The following is a 23058-nucleotide window of genomic DNA, read 5'->3' as shown; positions in this document are numbered from 1 at the left end:
CATAAGGCACACCCTGACCTGACCGTTGAACAACTGAAAGAGACGCAGATGTACCGCGACGAACAGGCAAAATACGGTACGGGCAGTAACCTTCAGCGTGGTATTCAGGCGGCAACGGCGGCGCTTCAGGGGCTGGCGGGGGGAGACCTGACGGCGGCACTGGCGGGTGCCTCGGCACCGGAACTGGCGCATCTGCTGAAACCGACAGAGGGAAACCCTGCGGTCAACACCATCGCTCACGCGATACTGGGAGGTGCGGTTGCGGCGCTGCAGGGGAACAGTGCAGCGGCGGGTGTGGCCGGAGCGGCTACGGGTGAGCTTGCGGCGCGTGCAATCATGGCGGCAATGTATCCGGGCAAAGCGGTCAGCGACCTGAGTGAGGAGCAGAAGCAGACGGTCAGCACGCTGGCGACGATATCGGCAGGGATGGCTGGAGGGTTGGCGGGAGACAGCACGGCGTCGGCTGCAGCGGGGGCGCAGGGCGGGAAGAATGCGGTTGAGAATAACTATCTGAGCAGTAAGCAGATAAACGCTTGGTCCGCTGAAATGAAGTCCTGTCAGACCAGCGGTGGTGACTGCGGCGGTATCATTAAGAAATATGAAGAACTGAGCACCGCCCAGCAACAACAGCTTATCAGTGACTGTTCTGCAAACCCGGTAAGCTGCCAGCAGAAATACGGTGATGTGCTGACCGATAGTCTGGCCGTGAAACAGTCAATAGATCGTGCTCTGGGTGAAGATATCCCGATCAAGATGGTCTACGATCTGACAGCGACTTTCGCGCAGCAAATGCAGGTTGAAGGTGTTGTCGCAACCCAGAAAGTCTCGGAAGCTATTCAGAAAGAGTATGGACTGGATGCAATCCAAGCTGATATTGTAGCAGGTGCGGCGGCAGCGGCGTTTGGGGGAATTAGTAAGGCTGGGAAAGGCAGTGCATTACCTACACCAACAGCTACTACGGCAACGAATGGTCTGAGCTATCAATCTAACCCTAAACATACACCTGGGCAGCAAGGGTATAGTTTCAATGCCGGAACTGAGCCTAAAAACTCGATAGACTTATTTGGTTCATCAGTTGTTAGCGGAAAAAAAAGATATTCTATTGATGCTGAAGGAAATGTTCATCAATTTACGAATACAAATGATGGAACTTGGCATTGGTCTGGTAGTACAGGTGATAAGTCAGTTCCTATCAAGAAAAGCGATATACCAAATAGTGTGAAAAAAGAGTTTGGTTTACCTGGGAAATGGAGGTAAGTATGATTTTCGGTGATCCTTATCGTTTTGCCGTTTGGGTTGAGCCTGTCTCACAATGGAGTGGTTCTTACACAAATGGACTGTTCCATTTAATTATAAATGGGAATATGTACCCAAGTGATATTAGAACATCCACGCTCTCTTCAGACCTCAGAGAGATTTCTGATAATGATTGTGCTTTAGTCTCTCAACCATTGAATAGGGACGTTTTTAAACTATCGACACAAGAGGCGTTTAGTAGATTATTTAACTTGGCTTATCCGGAGTCTTCTGAATTAGATGAATATCCTGTCCAAGTATTTGATTATTGTATAACATCCTCTAATGTTAGTGATTTCGGCGCTTGTTTTTTTGCTGTTGCAGATGAGGATAGCGTGAGAATCATCGGAGGAAAGACCGAACAGTTAGTTAAAGTTGAAAATGATGAAAGAAACGTGTGGCGAAAAATAGATAATCCCATCATTGAGGATGTAATAATTTCTAAAGATGATATGAATGAAATAATATCATCTATTAGAAATTTCTCGGAAAAAATTATTAAGTAAGGGTTAACCCCAGCCAGGGCGGCAACGCATTCAAGGGCAACCTGCCGGGCGGCTATGTACCCGGGTAAAGCGGTCAGTGACCTGAGTGAGGAGCTGAAGCAGACGGTCAGCACGCTGGCGACAATATCGGCGGGGATGGCCGGAGGGTTGGCGGGAAGAATGCGGCGGAATCGAATGCACTTAGCCCGAATGACTTCGGTGAAGGTCTTGCGGATTCGGCCCAGTCGGCAACATCCTGGGTTAAATATGCTCAGGACAATAATCTTTCACCGGAACAGGTACAGGCCGGACTGACAGATATAGTGCGTGGTGATTTACCGGAAAGTGCTGATATTATCAAGGCTATCCTGAGTAATAACCCAGGCTCAGATACCGTGATGGCGTTGCTTACGGCGGAAGAAGCGAAGGATTATGCGCTGGCTCTGCTGACGTCGATCCCGGCGGAAAAAGCTTTATCACTGGCGGGTAAAGCCGCGAAGGTCATTGATAACAAGATACTGATCAGTGCTGCTGAGAAGATCTCAGCGGCGAAACCAGGTAAACAATTTACAGCACCGAGGGATTTGAATGAACAAATTGTATGGAAACAAGTGCAGGAAAATCCAGCAGGCGGTCAAATATTACCTGGGATGAACAAAGATCCACGTTTCCCTGCAAGTGCAGGATTCCAAAAAATGCAGGTAGTCCAGAAAAATGCCAAGGGAGAATCAATCACTATTCATTATCAGTACAACTATAATACTGATAAAGCCTATGATATGAAAATTGATACCCCGCAAAGAGCTAACCCTTACCCGGCAGATGTAATAGAAAATATTAAAGGGCTGATTAAATGAAAATAAAAGAGAGAGATGGAACAGTAATAAATGTGTTTGCTATTTATTGGCTTAGAGATGAGACGCTATTCTTAGGGTTTCCCAAGAATTATGGAGGGTTGCTCTCTTATAATTCGAAAAATGTCGAGATAGTGGATTCTACGCTACATGGTAAATTTGAGTATTTTTCAACCCACATAAATGGTCTTTATCACTGGGCTTTAATTAAAGAGTCTTTATTAGACGATATATTAGAGCGAGATGAAACTGCCTACAAACGCTTCCTCAAGGTTCTGAAAAAAGAAGATCTGGTAGACCCAGATTTTTATTAATCGTCGTTGATCCCGACCAGTGAGCCGGGATCGTTTTATCATGAGGTTGTTACGAACCCGGCGGCTTTGATGTGACGGTGGGACGGCACACGCAGCTTGATGGTGCGGTGATTGCCTCGACGGCGACGGCGGACAAAAACAGTCTCGATACGGGCACGCTGGGCTTCCGGGATATCCACAACGAGGCGGATTATAAGGTCAGCCACAGCGGTATAAGCCTCAGCGGCGGCGGTGACTTTGGCGGCGACGCATTCAAGGGCAACCTGCCGGGCGGCGTGGTATCGGCAGCGGACAGCAGCGGTCATGCGGAAGGCACTACGCAGGCGGCGGTGGGTGAGGGTAACATCACCGTCCGCGATAAGGAGAGCCAGAAGCAGGATGTGGCTGACCTGAGCCGCGATGCGGAGCATGCGAACGGCAGCATCAGTCCGATATTTGACAAGGAGAAGGAGCAGCAGCGCCTGCAGGAAGTGCAGCTGATTGGTGAGATTGGCTCGCAGGCGGTGGATATTGCGAACACTTATGGAGAGACAGAAGGGCTGAAGGCAGCGCGGGATGCGCTGGCGAAAGAGGGCGTGACTGAGCCGGACGCGGATGCCAGCGACGCACTGAAAAAGGCCTATCAGGATGCCCTGCGCGGGACCGATGCGTACAAGACCACGACGGCGAAATATGGCACGGGCAGCGACCTGCAGCGGGGTATCCAGGCGGCGACGGCCGCGCTTCAGGGGCTGGCGGGCAGCGACCTGAAGGCAGCGCTGGCGGGGGCCTCGGCGCCGGAGCTGGCAAACTATATCGGACATGGTTCCGGGCTGAGCGATGAGGCTGCGGTGGTGGCGCATGCCATCCTGGGCGGCGCGGTTGCGGCGCTGCAGGGGAACAGTGTGGCAGCGGGTGCTGCAGGCGCGGCGACCAGTGAACTTGCGGCGAAGGCGATAGCGGGTATGCTGTACCCTGACGTCAAAGATTTATCGAAGCTGAGCGAAGAGCAGAAGCAGACGGTTAGTGCACTGGCAACGATATCGGCCGGGATGGCTGGCGGGCTTGCTGGAGACAGTACGGGTTCGGCGGTGGCCGGGGGGCAGGCAGGGAAGAATGCGGCGGAGAATAACTCGCTGGCACTGGTTGCCAGAGGTTGCGCGGTTGCTGCGCCCTGCCGGACGAAGGTCGCAGAGCAGTTCTGGAAATCGGGGTCAAAGCCGGTATTACTGGCGCCGTGGCGAAAACACTTGCCGACAAGCTGACTGCTGATGAACTGGATCATCTTGTTACCCTTGAAATGATGGGTAATGATGAGATCACCAGTAAGTATCTCAATTCGTTGCAGGATAAGTACGGTTCAGGGAGTGCTTCGAAACCGAATATTGGCAAGGATCTGACGGATGGTGAGAAGGCAGAACTGGGCGGTGCGGGTGCGGGCACGCCGGGCGGCTGGGAGCCGCAGGATGAGGAGAATGGACGAGATAATGCGCCATCAAATAGTACTGACAAGATTGGTAAGTGGTCAGTTGATGAGCTATCAGACGGAGCAAGATATACAGATCCAGCCTCTAAAAAAGGTGATTTAACTCTGGCCGGAAGAGCGCTACAAAAGCATGGAAGTCGTCCGGGAAGTGCTTTCCCTTCAGCGAAGGGGAATCCAACAGCAATAAACGAACAGGGACAAAAAATAGTAGATACTATTTTGAATGATCCCAATAAAACCGTTATTCAAAGCAACACTGGTCGCTATGGTCAAGTAACGGATATATTCTCGTCTAACGGGCAAGGGCTGCGTTATGACGCTCAAGGAAAACTTATCGGCTTTTTGGAGCCACCAAAATGAAAAATAAACTTCATGCTCAAATAGCGAGCTTACCAGATCGGGAAAATGTGGTTTACGAAATCTATTTAGATACAGATCAAGTAGCAGAAATATCCAATGAACCAGATGCAGGAATGTGTATAGAGATATTTAATTGTCCAAATGCCAGAAGCTGGAGTTTTGAGCTTGAGGAATTTAACTTTTTGATAGAGCAAGCAAAAAACAACTTATCTGCATAAGAAGAACCCGGCCACCGCGCCGGGATTTCTTCTTGACTGTCATTTATCCCGTTTAATCACAGGAACATCCCCCAAATCATTCAGCGCTCCCGGAAACGTCTTTAACCACTGCGCCACTTTCTTTTTATTGATATTCACCACGCTCATACCTTCCAGGCATCCCCATAACTCACGCGTATGCTGCGGCGTAATCACAATACAATCCTTCATAACCCAGATTTTGACTGGCATGCCGTTGATAAAACCTGTATTAGTGAGCCACTTGCCGCTAAGGGGGAGGTATCGACAGTCCACCCGTGAATAAAGCTCACAGCAGGCAGTGCAACGCCCGGCGTGAATATGCCTCAACCACGCAAAACAACCTGACCTACGCCTAGGCGCTGGTGTGAGTTACACGCCAGTTGAACGCCTGTATGTCGATCTGGGCAAGATCGAAAGCGGATATAACAACCTCACTAACACGCGTGGTTTCAAAGACGAACAGATGAAAGCACACATCGTCTCTAATGAATTTACCCCTGGCATGCGTTATGTCTTTTAACTTGTTGCAGGCATCACTGCCTTAAAAACAGGGCCAACGCCGCAGGAATGCGGGGTTGGCTTTTTCTATTGCGAGCATGCGTTTTTGATTACCCGCACACCCTCAGCTCACCTCGCTGTAAATCCCCACCACTCGGCCCACCGTTTTTATCTCGTCGATACCGCACTCAAACGGAACCTTGCCGCCCGCCACGTGGAGCTTTTTACCCGGCAGCAGCGTTAGGTCGCGGATGCTGGCGGTGCCTTCAATCTCAACCAGCCACAGGCCGTCGGTTAACGATGCGTCTTTTTCAATAAAGTGCAGCTTCCCCTCCGCCCGGACGGCGATGCCGCGCGCCAGCGGTTTGCTAAAGAAAGCAGAGTCAATGCTCAAAATGGTATTTTCTTCCAGCTTTCCATCACCGAGTGTGAATGTGGAAACCGAAACCGGATCGCCCGGCGCGGGGTGACCTTCAAACTGCGCACCTTGTCCGGTCATCAGCCAGCGAAGGCTCGCGCCGGTGTCCAGCGCGCACTGAACCGCAAAGTCATAAGAGATGGTACCGCGCGCGTAGCGGTTCTGAAGCGAGCTGGCGGCGATATTAAAGTGCCGGGCCAGCTGGATTTTCTGCGTGAAACCATATACCTGACAGATTCTATCGAGCAACTCTTCATTATTCACTTGAGAATCTAAAATCAAAATATATTCCTTTGGGGTGTTTACTAATGCTCAATTGGGTATTAGTATCATTACAAATTCGGGCAATCAGCGGCAGACGTTGGCAAACAGAGGCTAATGATTGCAGACCTTATCAAAATGGGAATCATGCAGCATGGCTTCTGAAATCGCAATCCTCAAACGGTGGAAAAGCCGTGCTGTGCCCGTTTTCAGCACATTAGCGTGCGTGAATTTATGCGAGGGGAGATATGGCGATAGAAGCTGCCCGTGCAAGGGTTCCACTTAGCGTGGGAGCGCGTCTTAACGGGCTTAACCACGTCGCTGAGTTGCGCGCCCGATACGGGAGCGATAGCGGAAAAGAGCTGGCGCGGTTTATGGCCGAGCTGCGCGATAAGCGCGACCCCTGCTTTGAGGAGAACAGCAGGGCGCTGGCCGCCCTCTTTTTCCTGGCGAGATTGCCCGTCGCCCGTCATGAGTGCGATATCAGCGAGCTGACGACCGAAGAGAAACGGGCGCTGATTAACGCCATGAACCATTTTCGTGCTGTTGTGAGTTTATTTCCTGAACGGCTGACCATGCCGGTGTAACCCAACCAAAAAACGAATGGCGTAAACCCGCCGGGCACCCTATTGCCTGAAATTAAGGAGAACGCGTGATGCGAAACAGTGAAAACCGCCCTTATCCGATTGGAAGTGAAGAACTGAAGCGCCTGCTGATGGAGGCTAAAACGGAGGAACGATGCGCGCGAGCTCTCGCTGTCTCCCTGCGCCTGGAGGCGCTGGCGAGCCATATCTATAAAACCGGCATGAGGGGAGAAGACGTTGTCGAACTGCTGTGCCACGAGGCGGCCCGCTACGAGCGTGAATCGCAGGAGCTGCACTGATGGCCGATTTTATCGATCTTGCGCAGGCGCGCGAACAGGAGGACAGAGAGCGATACATTAATCGCGCCCGAAGACGACCCGCATCGCCTTCGCGTTTCCTATGCGAGGACTGCGAGGCCCCGATACCGGAGACGCGCCGAATGGCGGTGCCCGGCGTGGCCCTGTGCGTAACCTGCCAGGAGATCGCGGAGATGAAAAATAAACACGTCCGGGGAGGATAAGTTGGCTACGTCATTTGCTTATCCGTGGAATGCCCCGCGGTCGGCCATTGCCAGCCCTTATCTCACCCATGACCAACAGCAGCGCCGCGATCGCCTTTTCGCGGCGCTGCAGCAGGCAAGAATTGCTCTCTCACAGCAGCCTGACTGCGTACGCTTCGAGGTCTGGCGCACGGTTGACGCCCTCGAACAGCATCGGGGCAGCCCGCAGGCCAACGCCTTTTTAATACGCTTCTGCAAAAGGATGTTACCCCGCCTGCGGCGGGTCTCTGAACGCTATGCCTGCACAGGCCTGCGCGACGAGGTCTCCAGGGCCGTGTTTGACGGCCATTTCGACACTCAGCTTCTGCAATACCTCGCCTCGCGAATGGTCGAACTGGTTGCCCGCTATAACCGCCTTCCGGATATGTCCCGCGCGGACATCGACCTGCTGGCCGCAGATATCGCCAGCTTTATTCGCGGCGAGCTGGCGAATATTAACGAGGCTGAAATGGGTGAATACCAGACGCTGTACGTATGGTATCAGCGCGCCGGGCTGATCGCCCGGCAGTTCAACGTGTCGCCTCCGCACTGGGAGCGGGTGTCGAAGACGTTTTTCGACAAAGATGACGTTGCTGCGGCGGTGATTCGCATGTTTTCCGAGGCGTGGTGGCGCGGGCGTCTGCGTCGGGTCGCTGCTGCCTGGCGCGAGCATTTGCAGATTGCCCTCGGCAACGTCAGCAAAAAGAGAACGGCGTATGCGAGCAAACGCTGCGTGACCGAGTGGCGCGAGCAGAAGCGCCGCACCCGCGAATTTCTCAAGGGCATGGAGTTGGAAGATGAAGAGGGCAACCGCATCAGCCTGATTGAAAAATACGATACCTCGGTGGCTAACCCGGCGATACGCCGCTGTGAACTGATGACCCGCATCCGCGGGTTTGAAAATATCTGTGAGGCGCTGGGCTATGTGGGTGAGTTCTATACTTTAACCGCGCCCGCGCAGTATCACGCGACGCTGAAATCAGGTTACCCCAACGCGAAGTGGAACGGGGCCAGTCCGGCGGATACGCAAGGCTACTTAACCCGTCTATGGGCGCGTATCCGCGCAAAGCTCCACCGTGACGGGCACCGAATCTTCGGTATCCGCGTTGCGGAACCCCATCACGACGGTACGCCCCACTGGCACATGCTGATGTTTATGCTGCCGGAAGATGTCGAATGCGTTCGCCAGATTATCGGGGACTACGCGCGGCAGGAGGATGCCGTTGAGCTGCAGAGCGAAAGCGCCAGACAGGCGCGCTTTCACGCGGAAGCGATCGATCCGCAGAAAGGCAGCGCTACCGGCTATATTGCCAAATACATCTCAAAGAATATCGACGGCTATGTGCTCGCTGGCGAGACCGATAGCGAAAGCGGCGGGCTGCTGAAGGAGACGGCATCCGCCGTGTCGGCCTGGGCAGGGCGCTGGCACATTCGCCAGTTTCAGTTTATCGGCGGCGCGCCGGTAACGGTCTACCGCGAGCTGCGGCGTCTGGCGGATCCCGAAGCCGCGCGCGGTCTGAGCGTTGAGTTTGCCGCCGTCCATGAGGCTGCCGATGCCGGGGACTGGGCGGGTTACGTCACTGCGCAGGGCGGGCCGTTTGTGCGTCGCGATGATTTACAGGTGCGCACCCTGTATGAGCCGCGCGCCGGGTTTAACCAGTACGGCGAGGAAACGGTCCGCATCCGCGGCGTGTACGATCCTGCCGTTGGCGCGGGCAGCCCGATTTTAACCCGACTCACGCAGTGGAAAATTGTGCCGAAGCGGGCCGCGGATCTTAAGGACGCGCCCGTATCCTCTCGGAGTTCTGTCAATAACTGTACGCAGACCGATCTTTCTCAACCCCTAAGCCGACGTGCAAGACGGGCGTTAACCGAACGCATCAAATTCATTCGCCCTGGCGCGTCGTCGCCCGTCGTCTTCGCGAGCGACCCGCAGAACGGCGTTCCGGAGAAGGTGATCGATGAGATACGGCTCGCCACCGGAATCGCCATCAGCCGCGGAGAGGCCCTGCATCTTATGGCGGGAGGCATCAGCCGCTTTGACGATAAATGGTGCAGAGGCGCAGCCGACGGATCGCTATTTCCGGCACCGTGCTCTTACCAGCAAAAGGCGCGGAAAATCCTTGAACGTATTGGGTATTTAACGGATCTCTTAGCTCAGAGAGCCCGCTAATCTCCATCCATATCATGTACATACCGTGAAGGGTTCTGATTTTTCGCTTCACTCTTTTTATGAATACGTGCTACTGTATGTTTATACAGTATCTCGTGGTGGAGGTTGTGTGGACAGAGAGTTGAACGAGCAGGTCATGATTGAGCGAGTCGAGCTGATTGCGCGACTGACGACGGAAGGAACGTGTCAGGAAAGAGATCGTGAGATTGCCCTGAATTTGATTGCTGAGATTGCGCGGGGAAATTTAATCAAGAACAACGCATTTACCGTTGTTTTCTCGGCATCGCCTGTTCCGGAACGCATTAAAAAAGAGGGTAACGTTCGGGTGAACATTACTCTCGATAAAGATCAGCAGATTGGCCACGCCGTCGTTGAGGCCTTTCAGTGCGAACTGACCCGCAGAATACGATCCCTGTTTCCGTCATCACGGGTGAACGTGAAAATCGGATCGGTGACGGGGGTCGAGCTCCAGGGGCTTGAAAAAGAAGCCGATCGCGAGGCGCTGGACGCTATTCTCCGGGAAGTCTGGGAAGACGAGAGCTGGCGCTAGCCCCGGCGTCATCACCCGTACCAACACCCTCACTCCTGTTTTGCGCTTCCGTTGAACCACGCTTCGCTGCTCGCGGACGATCTGTTGTGCCCGCGATTGTCCATCTTTCAGCGATAGCGAAAAGCCTGCTGGCCCGGGAAACTCTACGGTACCTGGAAACCGGATGTTGGGAGCGTCTGATGAAAATCTATGCAATGCAGGGGGACACGCTTGATGCCGTTTGCGCTCGCTTTTATGGGCGCACGGCTGGCGTCGTTGAAGCCGTTCTGAAGGCCAATCCTGGCCTCGCGGAGTTAGGCGTTATCTTGCCTCACGGCACGCCGGTAGAGATGCCGGAGGTGAATAGCGCCCCCACAAAAGAATCCGTAAACCTATGGGACTGAGCCTGGAGAAAATCACCACGTTTATCGCCTACTGGCTGGCCGTGGCGCTGGCCTGGTTCGGGGCGATGTCTCCTGAAAAAGTCGCGCTGTACGTGGGGAGTCTTTGCGCCATTTTTACCGCGCTGACGAATTACTGGTTTAAGCGAAAAACCTGGCGCTATCTCCAGTCTCTGGGCCTCGATAAGAAGAGCATTCGTGAACTCAATCATTAAGCGTTGCAGCGTCGCCGGCGTGCTGGCCCTGGCGGTGCTGATGCCTGATTTTCGATTACTGAAAACGTCCCCGGAGGGGCTGGTGTTGATTGCCGATCTCGAAGGATGTCGCCTTTCGCCCTACCGGTGTAGCGCCGGCGTATGGACGTCAGGCATTGGGCACACGGTAAACGTTGTGCCGACGCGGGACATTAACGAGCGTGAGGCTGCGGTAAACCTGGTTGCTGATGTGCTCAACGTTGAGGGGCGTCTGGCGGCGTGTGCGCCGGTTAAGATGCCGCCCAGGGTCTATGACGCGCTGGTGAGTTTTACCTTTAATGTCGGTGCAGGTGCCGCCTGCCGTTCGACGCTGGTGTCGTTTATCAAACGTAAACAGTGGTCGCAGGCATGCGGACAGCTTACCCGCTGGGTGTACGTCAACGGCGTCAAAAATGCCGGGCTGGAAAATCGTCGCGTCCGCGAGAAGGCCTGGTGCATGAAGGGGCTGCCATGAGAACCCTCATGCTGGCGCTGGCCGGGCTGCTGGCCATCACGCTGTGGCTTCGTCATGACAACCTGAACCTGTCCCGTTCCTTAGCCACGACCAACCGTGTCGCCAGCGAGCAAAAAACGGCCCTCGCCACGCTTAACCAGCGGCTGTCCCTGTCGCAGCGGATGGCCAGAGCAAATGAAAACGCCCAGGTCAGGCTCCGTGAGGAGCTTGTTACTGCGGGCGAGGAGAGGGCAAGACGGGAAGCGACTATCGGGAGATTACTCAATGAAAATGAAGCGTTACGCCGCTGGTATACCGCTCAGCTGCCTGATGCTGTCCGCAGGTTGCACACCCGCACCGCCTGCGCCTCCGCAGCCCATTGTTTACAACGCCTGCCCGAAGGTGAGCCGCTGCCCGATGCCGGGAAGCGAGCCCGCCACTAACGGCGATCTCAGCGCGGATATTCGCAGGCTGGAATACGCCCTTATCGCCTGCGCGCTGCAGGTTGAAACCATCAAAGACTGTCAGGATAAACTCGATGCACAAACTCAAGAGCCTGCGTCAGGCATTAATTGACGCGATCCCCCAACTCAATGCCAACCCGGAGCGCCTGCTGATGTCGGTCGATGGCGGCAATATTGACGCCCGACTGGCCTCCTCGCTCTCCTTTGAAAAGCGGTATGCGCTGAACGCGAAGGTCAGCGGCTTCACCGGCGACAGCGACGGTTTTTTCGTCCCGGTACTGGCCTGGCTTCGGGAAAACCAACCGGATATTTTTACCCTCGATGAAGGACGCAAAAACGGTTACACCTTCGCGATCGTCTTAAACGATGACGATACGATGGATATCACCATCAGCGTGCAATTAACCGAGCGTATTCTTGTTTCCCAGGATCAGGGCGCTCTGCACGCGACGTATTCCCCCGAGCCGCCGCTGCCGGAGCCCGTCCCGCGCCCGAAGGCGCTGTACATCAACGGCGAGCTGGTCAGCCAGTGGGAGGACTAAGTTCCCCGCGCTGAAGGCCGCCATTCACCTGCCGTCTGGACCGCTTGTTGTATCATCCCGCATAAAACCCCGTCTCGTTGCTGCCGTTCCTCCTGAACGGCATTCTCTTCTCATGAATACATTAACTTCCATGAACGGCATCGCTCGCGCGATCCGCAATCTGATTCGTATCGGTGTTGTGACCGATGTTGACCTCAACAGAGGGCTTTGTCGTGTCCAGACCGGCGGGATGAAAACCACCTGGCTGAACTGGCTAACCTGTCGTGCGGGACGTTCGCGCGTGTGGTGGGCTCCTTCCGAGGGAGAGCAGGTGCTGCTGCTGGCCATCGGCGGCGAGCTTGATACCGCCTTTGTGCTGCCCGGCATTTTCTCTGACGACCATCCGGCGCCGTCCGGGTCGCCTGACGCGTTCCACGTCTCGTTCCCTGACGGCGCGGTGATTGAGTACGAACCCGGGCGCGGGGCGCTGACGGTTGCTGGCATTAAAACGGCCGATATTACCGCCTCTGAATCGCTGACCGCCACCGTGCCGGAGGTGCGGGTGACGTCAACGTCCCGCATCACGCTGGATACGCCTGAAGTGGTGTGTACCAACAGGTTAATTACCGCCTCTCTTGAAGTGCAGAAGGGCGGCGTGATGGCCGGAAATATTGAGCATTCCGGCGGTAAATTCACCTCCAACGGGGTGCAGGTGGACAACCACGCGCACGGCAGTGTGCAAAGCGGCGGAAGCTGGACTAAGGGGACACAATGACGGTGCGTTACAGGGGGATGAACAGGCAGACCGGGCTGAGCATTACAGAGGCTGAACACATCCGGCAAAGCGTGCGCGACATTCTGGTTACGCCGATCGGCTCGCGGGTCATGCGCCGGGAATACGGCTCGCTGCTGGCGGCGATGATCGACAGGCCGCAGAGTCCGGCGCTGCGTCTGCAAATCATGGCCGCATGCTATTCCGCCATCCAGAAATGGGAGCCGCGGATAAGCCTGATGGCCATCACTTTCGAGCGTTCGGAGAACGACGGGACGTTGTATGTCGATATCACCGGCACGCGCCCGACCTCCGGACAATCCTTTTCTATCACCATTTCACTGAGTTAAACGCTATGGCTATTGTTGATCTGAGCCAGCTCGCCGCGCCTGATGTCGTGGAGGAGGTGGATTATGAAACGCTGTTGGCAGAACGAAAAGCCACCTTTGTCTCCCTCTATCCGGAAGAGGAGCGAGAGGCGATTGCACGGACGCTGACCCTGGAATCCGAGCCGATTGTGAAGCTGCTGCAGGAGAACGCCTACCGGGAAGTTATCTGGCGCCAGCGGGTTAATGAGGCTGCGCGTGCGGTTATGTTGGCCTATGCCGCAGGCAGCGATCTTGACCAGATTGGGGCAAACGCTAACCTTGCGCGTCTGGTCATTACCCCTGCCGATGACACCACGTTCCCGCCCACTCCGGCTGTGATGGAGTCCGATACCGATTTTCGTCTGCGCATCCAGCAGGCGCCGGAAGGGCTTAGCGTGGCCGGTTCGACGGGCGCGTATCAGTTTCATGGTCGGAGTGCAGATGGTCGGGTAGCTGACATTTCCGTAATTAGCCCACAGCCCGCAAACGTCACGGTCTCCGTGCTTTCCCGGGAGAATAACGGCGTGGCGTCCGGGGAGCTGCTCACCGTTGTTCGCAATGCGCTGAACGATGAGGACGTCAGGCCTGTCGCCGACCGCGTCACCGTCCAGTCGGCCAAAATAGTTGACTACAGCATTGAAGCATCGCTTTTCCTATTTCCCGGTCCCGAAAGTGAGCCGGTACTCAACGCGGCAAGGGCCCGGCTACAGGCCTATATCACGGCCCAGCATCGGCTTGGACGCGATATCCGCAAGTCCGCCATTTACGCCGCCCTTCACGTTGAAGGGGTGCAGCGCGTGGAACTCACCGCACCCGCGGCTGACATTGTGCTTGATGAAACTCAGGCCTCATGGTGCAGCCACTACAGCGTAACCGTGGGGGGAAACGATGAGTAATACCCGTCTTCTACCGGTTGGCTCTTCGCCGCTTGAGGTGGCGGCGGCACGCGCCTGCGCGGATATCGAAAACACGCCCGTTCCGCTGCGCCATCTCTGGAGTGCTGACACCTGCCCGGCGAATCTGCTGCCCTGGCTGGCGTGGGCGTTTTCGGTTGACCGCTGGGATGAGAGCTGGCCGGAGGCCACCAAGCGGGATGTCATCCGCGCGGCGTGGTTTATTCATGCCCACAAGGGAACGATTGGCGCCGTGCGCCGCGTGGTGGAGCCGCTCGGTTATCTGATTAACGTCACCGAGTGGTGGCAAACCAACGATCCCCCCGGCACCTTCCGCCTTGATATCGGCGTGTTGGACACGGGCATCACCGAGGAAATGTATTACGAAATGGAGAGGCTTATTGCTGATGCAAAGCCTGCCAGCCGCCACCTTATTGGCCTGAATATCATCCAGGACATTCCGGGTTATCTCTATACCGGGGCCCTGAGCTATGACGGCGACATCATCACGGTTTATCCCGATAAGTGAGAGCACAATGACAGTGAAATATAAAACGGTTATCACCAAAGCCGGTGCCGAAAAACTGGCAGCAGCGACCGTCCCGAACGGCAAGAAAGTCAATTTTACGGCGATGGCGGTCGGCGACGGTGGCGGCACGTTGCCGGTGCCTGATGCCGGGCAGACGAAGCTGGTGAATGAAGTCTGGCGCCACGCGCTGAATAAAATCAGCCAGGACAATAAAAAGCGTAACTATGTGATCGCGGAGCTTCTTATTCCTCCCGAAGCGGGCGGTTTCTGGATGCGTGAAATGGGTCTCTATGATGACACGGGGACACTGATCGCAGTCGGGAACATGGCGGAAAGTTATAAGCCGTTGTTAGATGAAGGATCTGGGCGTGCGCAGACCGTGAGAATGGTGATCATGGTCAGTGATATTGCCTCTGTCGAGCTCTCTATAGATACGTCTACGGTAATGGCGACCCAGGAGTACGTAGATGAGAAGTTCGAAGATCATGAACAGTCTCGCCGCCATCCTGATGCCACGCTAACGGCTAAAGGGTTTACCCAGCTTAGTAGTGCGACTGACAGCTCCTCAGAAGTGCTGGCTGCGACGCCGAAAGCGGTAAAGGCTGCTAATGATAATGCTAATGGTCGTGTGCCATCAGGAAGAAAGGTTAACGGACATACTCTGACGGAAGATATCAGTATTACCGCCCAGGATATTTTTAATGTTCAGGCTGTGGAAATCAGTAATGCTGCTGATCTGAATGCCTACACCACACCGGGACTGTATTATCAACCCTCAAACGCGCAGGCGCAAACCGGGAAAAACTATCCTGAGGCTGTTGCCGGGGCGCTTGAGATTTTTAAACACGCAGGTATTACACAGGTTTACCGAATATATGTTGGATCTCGTTCATATATTCGTACGCTGTACAGCGGTACGTGGTCACCATGGACAAAACAGTATGACGCCGTAAATAAACCCACCCCTGACGAGGTTGGCGCGGTGTCAGCGAATGGCGGAGGTTATAACGGCACATTCAGGTTTAGCAGTGTGGGCACGCTGCCAACTGAAAGAAACACTGCGACACTTGTAAGTGCTCAGCCTGGTACGGGTGGGATTGTCTCTGGCGCGGTGTTTGAATGGTATGACAATTCAATGGCCATCGGCCTGACGAGAGGGGGAGGCACCGATACCACCGGATTTGCTATATGGCTCAACAATCATCTTCTTGCAACAGTTGCTCCAGATGGCGCGATTGCGAACAGTGGAAATATCTATTCAGGGCAAGGTGTATTTGAATCTGGTGGCAGAGTACGAGTTTACTCATCAAACAACCCACCCCCTCAGCAGGATTTAAGCCCTTATGCACGCCAGGACTGGACGTTGCAATACTTTGTCCGCGATGTTGCCATGGGGGCGGAGGGGGCATTTACGATTGTAAAAAATGCCTGGCAGCGTGTGCCTCCTGGATGTGCTATGACAGGCTATAACTTTGAAGGTGATAACCCCGGTGGCGATACTATTTTCTACCGCCCAATTCAGAAGTACATGTCTAATATCGGATGGATTACTGTAGGTCATACAGCATGATTACACTTAAAAATTTCGTTCAGTATGAACCAGAATTTAAAGACTTCTTGTTTAACGCTATATTTCTTCAGTCAGATGAGGGACTTGACTGGTATTACCATATGTCACGCTTTCAGGCCGACACCCTAAAGATATGCTACGACAAAAATAATATTATTCGCTCTTTCAGTAATCAGGTTGATCGCCTCTTTCCTCTTGGTATGTCAGTTTCCGAAGTTGATCAAACAGACGTGCCAGAAGGGCTGAATATACACGGCGAGTGGGTATGGAATGGCACTAAAATTATTCCACGCCAGTTGACCCGAGAGGAATTAATTCAACAGGCGGAAACCAGAAGAGGTGAATTGCTTGCCGAAGCTTCGGATGTTATTGCCCCCCTCCAGGATGCCTCCGATCTCGGTATCGCAGCAGACGAGGAAGCTGCCATGCTGTTACTCTGGAAACGCTATCGGGTGATGCTAAACCGGCTGGATCTCAGCATGTCACCAGAGATTGAATGGCCAGAACGTCCTGCCTGACCCCAAACCCTCCATCCGGAGGGTTTTTCGTTTGTTGTGTAATCCTTTCCCCAACCCCAATACGTCGCATCAATCGCGCGCTCCACAGACAATAGCCTCACCACTAAACGAAGGAGTTAACCGGATGGGCGACTATCACCACGGCGTGGAAGTTATCGAAATCAACGATGGCACCCGCACCATTTCCACCGTCTCGACGGCAATCATCGGCATGGTCTGTACGGCCAGCGATGCTGACGACAAGACATTTCCTTTAAACGAGCCCGTGCTCATTACCAACGTGCAAAACGCGATTGCGAAAGCCGGTAAGGCGGGGACGCTGTCCGCTTCTCTGCAGGCGATCGCCGACCAGTGCAAACCGGTAGTCGTTGTTGTTCGTGTGGCCGAAGGCACCGCAGAAACCCCGGAAGAGGCGCGCAAGCAGACCGTTTCCAACATCATCGGTACCACCGATGAAAACGGTAAATATACCGGCCTGAAGGCGCTTTTGACCGCAAAAACGGTTACCGGCGTTAAGCCGCGTATTCTCGGGGTGCCGGGGCTGGACTCTCAGGAAGTGGCGACCGCACTTGCCGCCATGTGCCAGAGCCTGCGTGCGTTCGGCTATGTCAGCGCGTGGGGCTGTAAAACCATTCCTGAGGCGATCAACTACCGCAAAAACTTCAGCCAGCGCGAGCTGATGGTTATCCATCCTGATTTTCTGGCATGGGATACCACCACGAACGCAACGACGACGGCCTGGGCTACCGCCCGCGCGCTTGGCCTGCGCGCCAAAATCGACCAGACAATCGGCTGGCATAAAACCCTGTCAAACGTTGGCGTCAACGGCGTTACGGGCGTAAGCGCCTCTGTCTCCTGGGATCTGCAGGAACAGGCCACCGATGCGAACCTGCTCAACCAGGCTGGCGTTACCACGTTGATTCGCAACGACGGCTTCAAATTCTGGGGTAACCGTACCTGCTCAGACGATCCGTTGTTCGTCTTTGAAAACTACACCCGTACCGCACAGGTGCTGGCCGATACCATGGCGGAAGCGCACGCGTGGGCGATGGATAAACCCATCACGCCAACGCTTATCCGCGACATCGTCTCCGGTATTAATGCTAAGTTCCGCGAGCTGAAAACCAACGGCTATATCGTCGACGGCTCCTGCTGGTATGACCCTGAGTCGAACGATGCATCAACCCTGAAAGCGGGGAAACTGTATATCGATTACGACTACACCCCTGTCCCGCCGCTGGAAAATCTGACCCTGCGCCAGCGCATCACCGACACCTATCTGGCAGACCTGTCAGATTCGGTTAACAGCTAAGGAGCTGAAGCATGGCGTTACCACGCAAACTTAAATACCTGAATATGTTCAACGATGGCCTGAGCTATATGGGCGTTGTTGAGTCTGTGACCCTACCGAAGCTTACCCGCAAGCTGGAGAAGTATCGCGGCGGCGGTATGCCGGGCTCGGTTTCTGTCGACCTCGGCCTGGACGATGACGCTCTGGCGCTGGAGTGGACCGTTGGCGGTCTGCCGGACGCCGCGCTGTGGGCGCAGTACGCCTCTCCTGGCGCGGACAGCGTGCCTCTGCGCTTTACCGGCTCTTATCAGCGCGATGATACCGGCGAAATCTCCGCCGTCGAAATCGTCATGCGCGGCCGTCATAAAGAGTTTGATGGCGGTGAAAACAAGCAGGGCGAGAGCGGCACCACCAAGATGTCCACCGAGTGCGCTTACTACCAGCTGACCATTGATGGCAAAGAGATCATCGAAATCGACATCATCAACATGGTGCTCAAAGTCGATGGCGTCGATCGCCTGGCAGAACACCGTAAGTCCATCGGCCTGTAACCCTTTAACCGGCCGGGATTACCGGCCGGTGAGTTAACTTTCTGAAGAGTAACGAAATGGAAAATATCAACGAGACCGCCATGAACGAAAGTGAAAACCCATATATCGTCACGCTTGATAGCCCCGTTCAGCGCGGTGAGCAAAAAATTGAAAAGGTGACGGTGTCTAAACCCAATGCGGGGACCCTGCGCGGCGTATCGCTGGCGTCGCTGGCGCAATCTGACGTCGATGCGCTGATTAAGGTGTTGCCGCGAATGACCTCGCCGGCGCTGACCGAGCATGAGGTTGCGCGCCTGGATGCCTGCGATCTGCTCTCTTTTGCAGGTAAGGTGATCGGTTTTTTGTCACCGGCTTCGGCTCGCTGAAATTTCCGGAAAATGTGTCGGTCGACGATCTGATGGCGGATATCGCGGTGATCTTTCACTGGCCGCCGTCAGAACTGTACTCCCTTAGCGTGACCGAACTCCTCTTATGGCGCGAAAAAGCGCTGCAGCGAAGCGGAAACCACCATGAGTAATAATGTCAGTCTTCAGGAGCTGCTTAAGGCAGTCGACCGGGCAACCCGACCGCTTAACGCTCTCCAGAACGCCAGCCTCACTCTCGCGAGCGATATCCGCGAGGCGCAGACGGCGCTGGGGGCGCTCGATGAGCAGGCGGGGCGTATTAACGGCTTCAGGAAAGCAAACGCCCAGCTCGCCGTGACGGAGCAGTCGCTTGCTCAGGCGAAACAGCAGGCAGCGGCGCTGGCGGTGCAGCTTAAAAACACGCAAAACCCCACCCAGGCACAGGCTGATGCGCTGACAGCAGCCCGAAAATCGGCGGCCGACCTTAAGCTTGAGTACAACAGCTTACGCTACTCGGTACAGCGTCAGCGCACTGAACTCGCTCAGGCGGGAGTCAACACGCGCACGCTCTCGTCTGATGAGCGTCGTTTACGAACGCACATCAGCGAAAAAACGCAGCAGCTTAACCGACAGCGTGATGCGCTGGCCCGCGTCAATCAGCAGCAGGAGCGGCTGAGTACCGTTCAGAATCGCTACGAGTCAGGCAAACGCATTACCGCGCGGGTGCGTCAGCTTGCGAATGCGGGCGTGGGCATGGCAAAAGCGGGCTTTGACCAGACGTCCCGGTTTATGGCGCCTGGCATCAGCTTTGAAAAGCAGATATCGGCCATTCAGGCAAACCTTGGTCTGGCGAAGGGGGATCCCCGGCTTGAGGCGATTCGCCAGCAGGCGCGGGAGGTCAGTGCCAGCACCGGAGTACCTGCAGATACGGTCCTCCGGGCACAAACCGAACTGACTCGTTCAGGCTATGACGCCGATGGGCTGCTTGCGGCCACCGCGCCAACGGTCAACCTCAGCCTGGCGGGGAGTGTCGACGCGGCTAACGCAGCCGATATGATCGCCAGCACGCAGGCCGCGTATAGCCTGGCCGATACTGACGCGGGACGCATCGCAGATGTGCTTACGCGCGGATCTACCTCTTCAAATTCCAGCCTCGCTGAGATGGTGGCGGCCGTCACCTCCGCTGCGCCCGCTGCGGGTGCATCCGGTATGGGGCTTGAAGAGACCACCGCGCTGCTTGGCGTTCTGGCGGAAAAAGGGATGAAAGGCGCCGCCGCCGGGGACGCGCTCAGCGCGATGTTGCGCCATGTTCAGACTCCGGATGCCATAAAAGCCGCGGGAGCGCTGGCTTCCGCTGCGGGTGATGGATCGCTTGATGAAAAACGCCAGCAGTTGCAGGGGGCAAAAGGCAGTACCGCGATTGCGGCGTCCGTGCAGACCGACAATCTTGACGGCGATATCAACCGATTCCAGGCCGCGTGGAACGGGTTGAAGATTGATGTATTTGATAAAGCGGATGGCGCACTGCGCAACCTGATAACAACCGCAACCGGCTGGCTTGGCACGGCCTCTCTTTGGGTGAATGCCAACCCTGAGCTGACGCAGACCCTCGCCAGCATCGTTGTCGGCGCCCAGGCGTTCTCTGGCGTACTGGGTGGCGTAGGCACGGTTGTCGGCCCGGTTCTGACGGGCGTCAATATGGTTATTACCGCGGCCGGGATGTTGGGAACGGTATTCAGCGTGGTAGGAGGCGCCATCATGACGGTGCTGGGTGCCCTTAGCTGGCCGGTAATTGCCCTTGGCGCGGCGATTGCTGCCGGTGCCTTACTGATTTTTAAATACTGGGAGCCCATCAGCGCCTTCTTTGGCGGGGTGATGGAAGGGCTTTCGACGGCTTTCGCACCGCTGGGTGCGATGTTCTCACCGGTGATGGCGGTATTTGACTCTATCTCGGAGAAGCTGGGCGGTATCTGGCAATGGTTCACCGACTTGATTACGCCGATCAAGGCGACGCAGGAAACGCTGGATGGCTGTAAAAACGCTGGCGTAATTTTTGGTCAGGCGCTGGGCGATGCGTTAATGGCCCCGCTTGATCTCTTTAACAGCCTGAGCGGCAAGGCCAGCTGGCTGCTGGAGAAGCTCGGTCTTATCAAAAACGAGTCGGGCGATCTCGACGCCGCTGCGGCAAAAGCAGAAGCGGCTTCCTCTCCTGCGGGCAGCACTTATATTCCAGGCGCGGGGATCTCTGGCGGCAGCCTGGGGTATCAGCCGACCATCGCTACTGGAGGACGCTCTTACGTCGATCAGAGTAAAAGCGAATATCACATCACGCTGCAGGGGGGCACGGCCTCCGGAACGGATCTGACGCGTCAAATCCGGGAGACGATAGATAATATTGAGCAGGATAAAGCGAGACGGCAGCAATCCAGCTTTATGTATGGTTGAGGAGAGAGAAATGTTAATGGTGCTGGGTCTGTTTGTCTTTGAACGACGAACCTTACCGTATCAGTCAATGATATTCACAAAAGACTACCGCTGGGCATCCAGCGCTCGCATCGGGAAACCCAAAGCCTGGCAGTACCTTGGCGAAGGGGAGACATCCTTCAGCCTCTCCGGCTTACTCTACCCGGAACTCACGGGAGGGCGGCTTTCTCTCAAGGCGGTTGAGCTGATGGCGAATGAGGGGCGGGCATGGCCGTTGATAGACGGTACCGGCATCATTCACGGCATGTTTATCATTGAGAAAGTCACGCATACGCATTCGGATTTTTACAGTGACGGTACCGCACGAAAAATTAATTTTACCCTGTCGCTAAAACGCGTGGACGAATCACTGATGGCGACGTTTGGCGACCTGCGAACGCAGGCCTCAGAGCTGGTGGAAAGCGCACGGAATAGCATTGGAGGGCTGGTGGGATGATCGCCGAAATGAATATCCGGGCGGGTGGGAAAATCGCCCCTGATTTTATGCTTAAGCTTGACGATCGTGATATCACGCAAAATTTCAGCCATCGTCTTATCAGTCTGAGTATGATCGACAAACGGGGGCTGGAAGCCGATCAGCTGGATATTCAACTGGATGATTCCGACGGGCTGCTGGACTTGCCTGCCCGGGGGGCAAGGCTGTCCTTATGGCTGGGATGGGAGGGAACCCCGCTCGAGGAGAAAGGGGACTTTACGATTGATGAGATTGAATTCCGGGGCGCGCCGGACACGCTGACCATCCGGGGATGCAGCGCAGATTTTCGTGGAAAGCTAAACGTGCGGCGCGAACAGTCGTGGCATGATACGACGATTGGCGTGATAGTCGATACCATCGCTCAGCGTAACCAGTTGACCGCCAGCGTCGCGTCGGGGCTTGCAACCATCGCCATCTCTCATATTGACCAGTCTCAGGAGACAGACGCGGCGTTTCTCGCCCGCCTTGCCGAACGTAATGGTGCATTTGTTTCAATCAAAGCCGGGAAGATTATCTTTATGAAAGCGGGCCAGGCCGTGACGGCCAGCGGCACCCCGCTTTCCTTAATGGTGATTGAGCGTGGGGATGGCGATAAGCATCTTTTTTCCGTCACTGACCGTGAAAACTATTCCGGCGTAACGGCCAAATGGCTGCAAACGCGCGACCCTAAACAACAAAATCCTCAATTGAGTATTTCTCGTCAGCCCGGAGGACAGCCGGCAGCAGCACTGCAGCACCCGGATGCCGCCGCACCGGTAGCGGAAGCAGGAGGCAAGGAGCAGAAACCGCAAGAGAGGCTGGTGGGATCGGCGGAAAACGTATTTGAGCTCACTACGGTTTATGCTTCTGAAGAGCAGGCGCTCAGGGCCGCAGAGGCGAAGTGGCGCGCGCTTCAGCGGGGAACCGTGAAGTTTTCCATCCAGCTTGCGCTGGGACGCGCCGATCTGTTCCCCGAAACGCCGGTGCTGGTAAACGGTTTTAAACGCGTCATTGACGAGCAGGCGTGGATCATCAGCGAGGTGGTGCATACCCTCAACGACAGCGGATTTACCACGCAGGTTACGCTTGAGCTGAACGTCACCGACGAAAAATTTACTGTTGATAGTGAGTAATGTAGTTGCTATTGGTTTTGTTTTGGGTATTATTGATTCACAAAATGTGAATCAAGTGGAGGGG

The 23058-nt window shown here is 55.2% G+C and carries 30 protein-coding genes and 4 pseudogenes; 32 read left to right on the top strand and 2 right to left on the bottom strand.

Translation table 11 applies throughout. From position 1 onward, the window contains the following. Positions 1 to 30: 30 nt before the first annotated feature. From GVO84_RS19445 to GVO84_RS19415, 7 genes and pseudogenes are all read left to right on the top strand, one after another. Positions 31 to 567, top strand: a pseudogene (locus GVO84_RS19445) (VENN motif pre-toxin domain-containing protein); the annotation flags it as partial. A gap of 692 nt (positions 568 to 1259) precedes the next feature. Next, positions 1260 to 1802, top strand: a complete 543-nt coding sequence (locus tag GVO84_RS19440) for an immunity 42 family protein (RefSeq protein ID WP_159514952.1) — start codon at positions 1260 to 1262, stop codon at positions 1800 to 1802. A gap of 51 nt (positions 1803 to 1853) precedes the next feature. Further along, positions 1854 to 1955, top strand: a pseudogene (locus GVO84_RS19435) (VENN motif pre-toxin domain-containing protein); the annotation flags it as partial. 149 nt (positions 1956 to 2104) lie between these two features. Then, entirely contained in the window at positions 2105 to 2638 is a 534-nt protein-coding gene (locus GVO84_RS19430; protein WP_236545892.1) for a hypothetical protein, read from the top strand. Then, positions 2635 to 2949 (top strand): hypothetical protein, encoded by a 315-nt coding sequence (locus GVO84_RS19425; RefSeq protein WP_159514951.1) that lies wholly within the window; start codon positions 2635 to 2637, stop codon positions 2947 to 2949. The genes GVO84_RS19430 and GVO84_RS19425 overlap by 4 nt, the downstream gene beginning before the upstream one ends. 59 nt (positions 2950 to 3008) lie before the next feature. Further along, positions 3009 to 4546: pseudogene (locus GVO84_RS19420) on the top strand (VENN motif pre-toxin domain-containing protein); the annotation flags it as partial. Between the two features lie 224 nt (positions 4547 to 4770). Then, positions 4771 to 4992, top strand: a complete 222-nt coding sequence (locus GVO84_RS19415) for a hypothetical protein (protein ID WP_089600182.1) — start codon at positions 4771 to 4773, stop codon at positions 4990 to 4992. Positions 4993 to 5031: 39 nt separating this feature from the next. Here the strand turns inward: GVO84_RS19415 and GVO84_RS19410 are convergent. Next, positions 5032 to 5310: pseudogene (locus tag GVO84_RS19410) on the bottom strand (SymE family type I addiction module toxin); the annotation flags it as partial. A gap of 67 nt (positions 5311 to 5377) precedes the next feature. Here GVO84_RS19410 and GVO84_RS19405 point away from each other — a divergent pair. Further along, positions 5378 to 5533: a hypothetical protein gene (locus tag GVO84_RS19405; RefSeq protein ID WP_155404564.1), complete on the top strand. Its 156-nt coding sequence runs from the start codon at positions 5378 to 5380 to the stop codon at positions 5531 to 5533. Positions 5534 to 5635: 102 nt separating this feature from the next. On the opposite strand, the gene GVO84_RS19400 is transcribed toward GVO84_RS19405, so the two are convergent. Beyond that, positions 5636 to 6211, bottom strand: a complete 576-nt coding sequence (locus tag GVO84_RS19400; protein ID WP_159514949.1) for a phage repressor protein CI — start codon at positions 6209 to 6211, stop codon at positions 5636 to 5638. Between the two features lie 227 nt (positions 6212 to 6438). Here GVO84_RS19400 and GVO84_RS19395 point away from each other — a divergent pair, with 227 nt between their 5' ends. The 24 genes from GVO84_RS19395 (at position 6439) to GVO84_RS19280 (ending at position 22994) form a co-directional block, all read left to right on the top strand. Then, positions 6439 to 6777 (top strand): DUF5347 domain-containing protein, encoded by a 339-nt coding sequence (locus tag GVO84_RS19395; RefSeq protein WP_159514948.1) that lies wholly within the window; start codon positions 6439 to 6441, stop codon positions 6775 to 6777. Positions 6778 to 6845: 68 nt separating this feature from the next. After that, the gene (locus GVO84_RS19390) at positions 6846 to 7073 is read left to right on the top strand and encodes a DUF2732 family protein (RefSeq protein WP_159514947.1); all 228 of its coding nucleotides are present in this window, start codon (positions 6846 to 6848) and stop codon (positions 7071 to 7073) included. Next, positions 7073 to 7294 (top strand): TraR/DksA family transcriptional regulator, encoded by a 222-nt coding sequence (locus tag GVO84_RS19385; RefSeq protein WP_159514946.1) that lies wholly within the window; start codon positions 7073 to 7075, stop codon positions 7292 to 7294. Before GVO84_RS19390 ends, GVO84_RS19385 begins: the two co-directional genes overlap by 1 nt. Before the next feature lies 1 nt (position 7295). Further along, on the top strand, positions 7296 to 9485 hold the full coding sequence (locus GVO84_RS19380; protein ID WP_159514945.1) for a replication endonuclease: 2190 nt from the start codon (positions 7296 to 7298) through the stop codon (positions 9483 to 9485). Between the two features lie 109 nt (positions 9486 to 9594). Beyond that, the gene (locus GVO84_RS19375) at positions 9595 to 10035 is read left to right on the top strand and encodes a DinI-like family protein (protein WP_029741403.1); all 441 of its coding nucleotides are present in this window, start codon (positions 9595 to 9597) and stop codon (positions 10033 to 10035) included. Positions 10036 to 10214: 179 nt separating this feature from the next. After that, positions 10215 to 10418, top strand: a complete 204-nt coding sequence (locus GVO84_RS19370; RefSeq protein WP_023309248.1) for a tail protein X — start codon at positions 10215 to 10217, stop codon at positions 10416 to 10418. After that, on the top strand, positions 10409 to 10630 hold the full coding sequence (locus GVO84_RS19365; RefSeq protein ID WP_029741404.1) for an HP1 family phage holin: 222 nt from the start codon (positions 10409 to 10411) through the stop codon (positions 10628 to 10630). Before GVO84_RS19370 ends, GVO84_RS19365 begins: the two co-directional genes overlap by 10 nt. Next, positions 10614 to 11123, top strand: coding sequence for a lysozyme (locus GVO84_RS19360; RefSeq protein WP_159514944.1), 510 nt, complete (start codon positions 10614 to 10616; stop codon positions 11121 to 11123). The genes GVO84_RS19365 and GVO84_RS19360 overlap by 17 nt, the downstream gene beginning before the upstream one ends. Further along, positions 11120 to 11545, top strand: a complete 426-nt coding sequence (gene lysB, locus GVO84_RS19355; protein WP_159514943.1) for an Rz-like lysis system protein LysB — start codon at positions 11120 to 11122, stop codon at positions 11543 to 11545. Before GVO84_RS19360 ends, lysB begins: the two co-directional genes overlap by 4 nt. Next, complete coding sequence (gene lysC, locus GVO84_RS19350) at positions 11433 to 11678, top strand: Rz1-like lysis system protein LysC (protein WP_229226321.1); 246 nt, start codon at positions 11433 to 11435, stop codon at positions 11676 to 11678. The genes lysB and lysC overlap by 113 nt, the downstream gene beginning before the upstream one ends. Beyond that, complete coding sequence (locus GVO84_RS19345; protein WP_159514942.1) at positions 11641 to 12108, top strand: phage tail protein; 468 nt, start codon at positions 11641 to 11643, stop codon at positions 12106 to 12108. Before lysC ends, GVO84_RS19345 begins: the two co-directional genes overlap by 38 nt. A gap of 112 nt (positions 12109 to 12220) precedes the next feature. Then, the gene (locus tag GVO84_RS19340; RefSeq protein WP_032645069.1) at positions 12221 to 12862 is read left to right on the top strand and encodes a phage baseplate assembly protein V; all 642 of its coding nucleotides are present in this window, start codon (positions 12221 to 12223) and stop codon (positions 12860 to 12862) included. Further along, positions 12859 to 13209, top strand: coding sequence for a GPW/gp25 family protein (locus GVO84_RS19335; RefSeq protein ID WP_159514941.1), 351 nt, complete (start codon positions 12859 to 12861; stop codon positions 13207 to 13209). Before GVO84_RS19340 ends, GVO84_RS19335 begins: the two co-directional genes overlap by 4 nt. 5 nt (positions 13210 to 13214) lie before the next feature. Continuing rightward, on the top strand, positions 13215 to 14123 hold the full coding sequence (locus GVO84_RS19330) for a baseplate assembly protein (protein WP_159514940.1): 909 nt from the start codon (positions 13215 to 13217) through the stop codon (positions 14121 to 14123). Continuing rightward, positions 14116 to 14649: a phage tail protein I gene (locus GVO84_RS19325; RefSeq protein WP_159514939.1), complete on the top strand. Its 534-nt coding sequence runs from the start codon at positions 14116 to 14118 to the stop codon at positions 14647 to 14649. The genes GVO84_RS19330 and GVO84_RS19325 overlap by 8 nt, the downstream gene beginning before the upstream one ends. Positions 14650 to 14656: 7 nt before the next feature. Next, the gene (locus GVO84_RS19320) at positions 14657 to 16219 is read left to right on the top strand and encodes a phage tail protein (RefSeq protein WP_236545889.1); all 1563 of its coding nucleotides are present in this window, start codon (positions 14657 to 14659) and stop codon (positions 16217 to 16219) included. Continuing rightward, positions 16216 to 16737: a tail fiber assembly protein gene (locus tag GVO84_RS19315; RefSeq protein WP_159514938.1), complete on the top strand. Its 522-nt coding sequence runs from the start codon at positions 16216 to 16218 to the stop codon at positions 16735 to 16737. Before GVO84_RS19320 ends, GVO84_RS19315 begins: the two co-directional genes overlap by 4 nt. A 124-nt stretch (positions 16738 to 16861) precedes the next feature. Beyond that, positions 16862 to 18049: a phage tail sheath protein gene (locus tag GVO84_RS19310; protein ID WP_159514937.1), complete on the top strand. Its 1188-nt coding sequence runs from the start codon at positions 16862 to 16864 to the stop codon at positions 18047 to 18049. Between the two features lie 11 nt (positions 18050 to 18060). Further along, positions 18061 to 18579, top strand: coding sequence for a phage major tail tube protein (locus GVO84_RS19305; RefSeq protein WP_159514936.1), 519 nt, complete (start codon positions 18061 to 18063; stop codon positions 18577 to 18579). A gap of 56 nt (positions 18580 to 18635) precedes the next feature. Beyond that, entirely contained in the window at positions 18636 to 18944 is a 309-nt protein-coding gene (locus GVO84_RS19300) for a phage tail assembly protein (RefSeq protein WP_159514935.1), read from the top strand. A 32-nt stretch (positions 18945 to 18976) separates the two neighbouring features. Continuing rightward, positions 18977 to 19096 (top strand): GpE family phage tail protein, encoded by a 120-nt coding sequence (locus GVO84_RS19295; RefSeq protein ID WP_023616176.1) that lies wholly within the window; start codon positions 18977 to 18979, stop codon positions 19094 to 19096. Next, positions 19089 to 21368 (top strand): phage tail tape measure protein, encoded by a 2280-nt coding sequence (locus GVO84_RS19290; protein ID WP_159514934.1) that lies wholly within the window; start codon positions 19089 to 19091, stop codon positions 21366 to 21368. Before GVO84_RS19295 ends, GVO84_RS19290 begins: the two co-directional genes overlap by 8 nt. A 10-nt stretch (positions 21369 to 21378) precedes the next feature. After that, on the top strand, positions 21379 to 21843 hold the full coding sequence (locus GVO84_RS19285; RefSeq protein ID WP_159514933.1) for a phage tail protein: 465 nt from the start codon (positions 21379 to 21381) through the stop codon (positions 21841 to 21843). Next, positions 21840 to 22994, top strand: a complete 1155-nt coding sequence (locus GVO84_RS19280) for a phage late control D family protein (RefSeq protein WP_159514932.1) — start codon at positions 21840 to 21842, stop codon at positions 22992 to 22994. The genes GVO84_RS19285 and GVO84_RS19280 overlap by 4 nt, the downstream gene beginning before the upstream one ends. The last annotated feature ends 64 nt before the right edge of the window (positions 22995 to 23058 follow it).

This window comes from Enterobacter sp. SM3, assembly GCF_009811935.2.
Classification (GTDB): domain Bacteria; phylum Pseudomonadota; class Gammaproteobacteria; order Enterobacterales; family Enterobacteriaceae; genus Enterobacter; species Enterobacter asburiae_D.
This window is presented reverse-complemented; position numbering and strand designations above follow the sequence as displayed.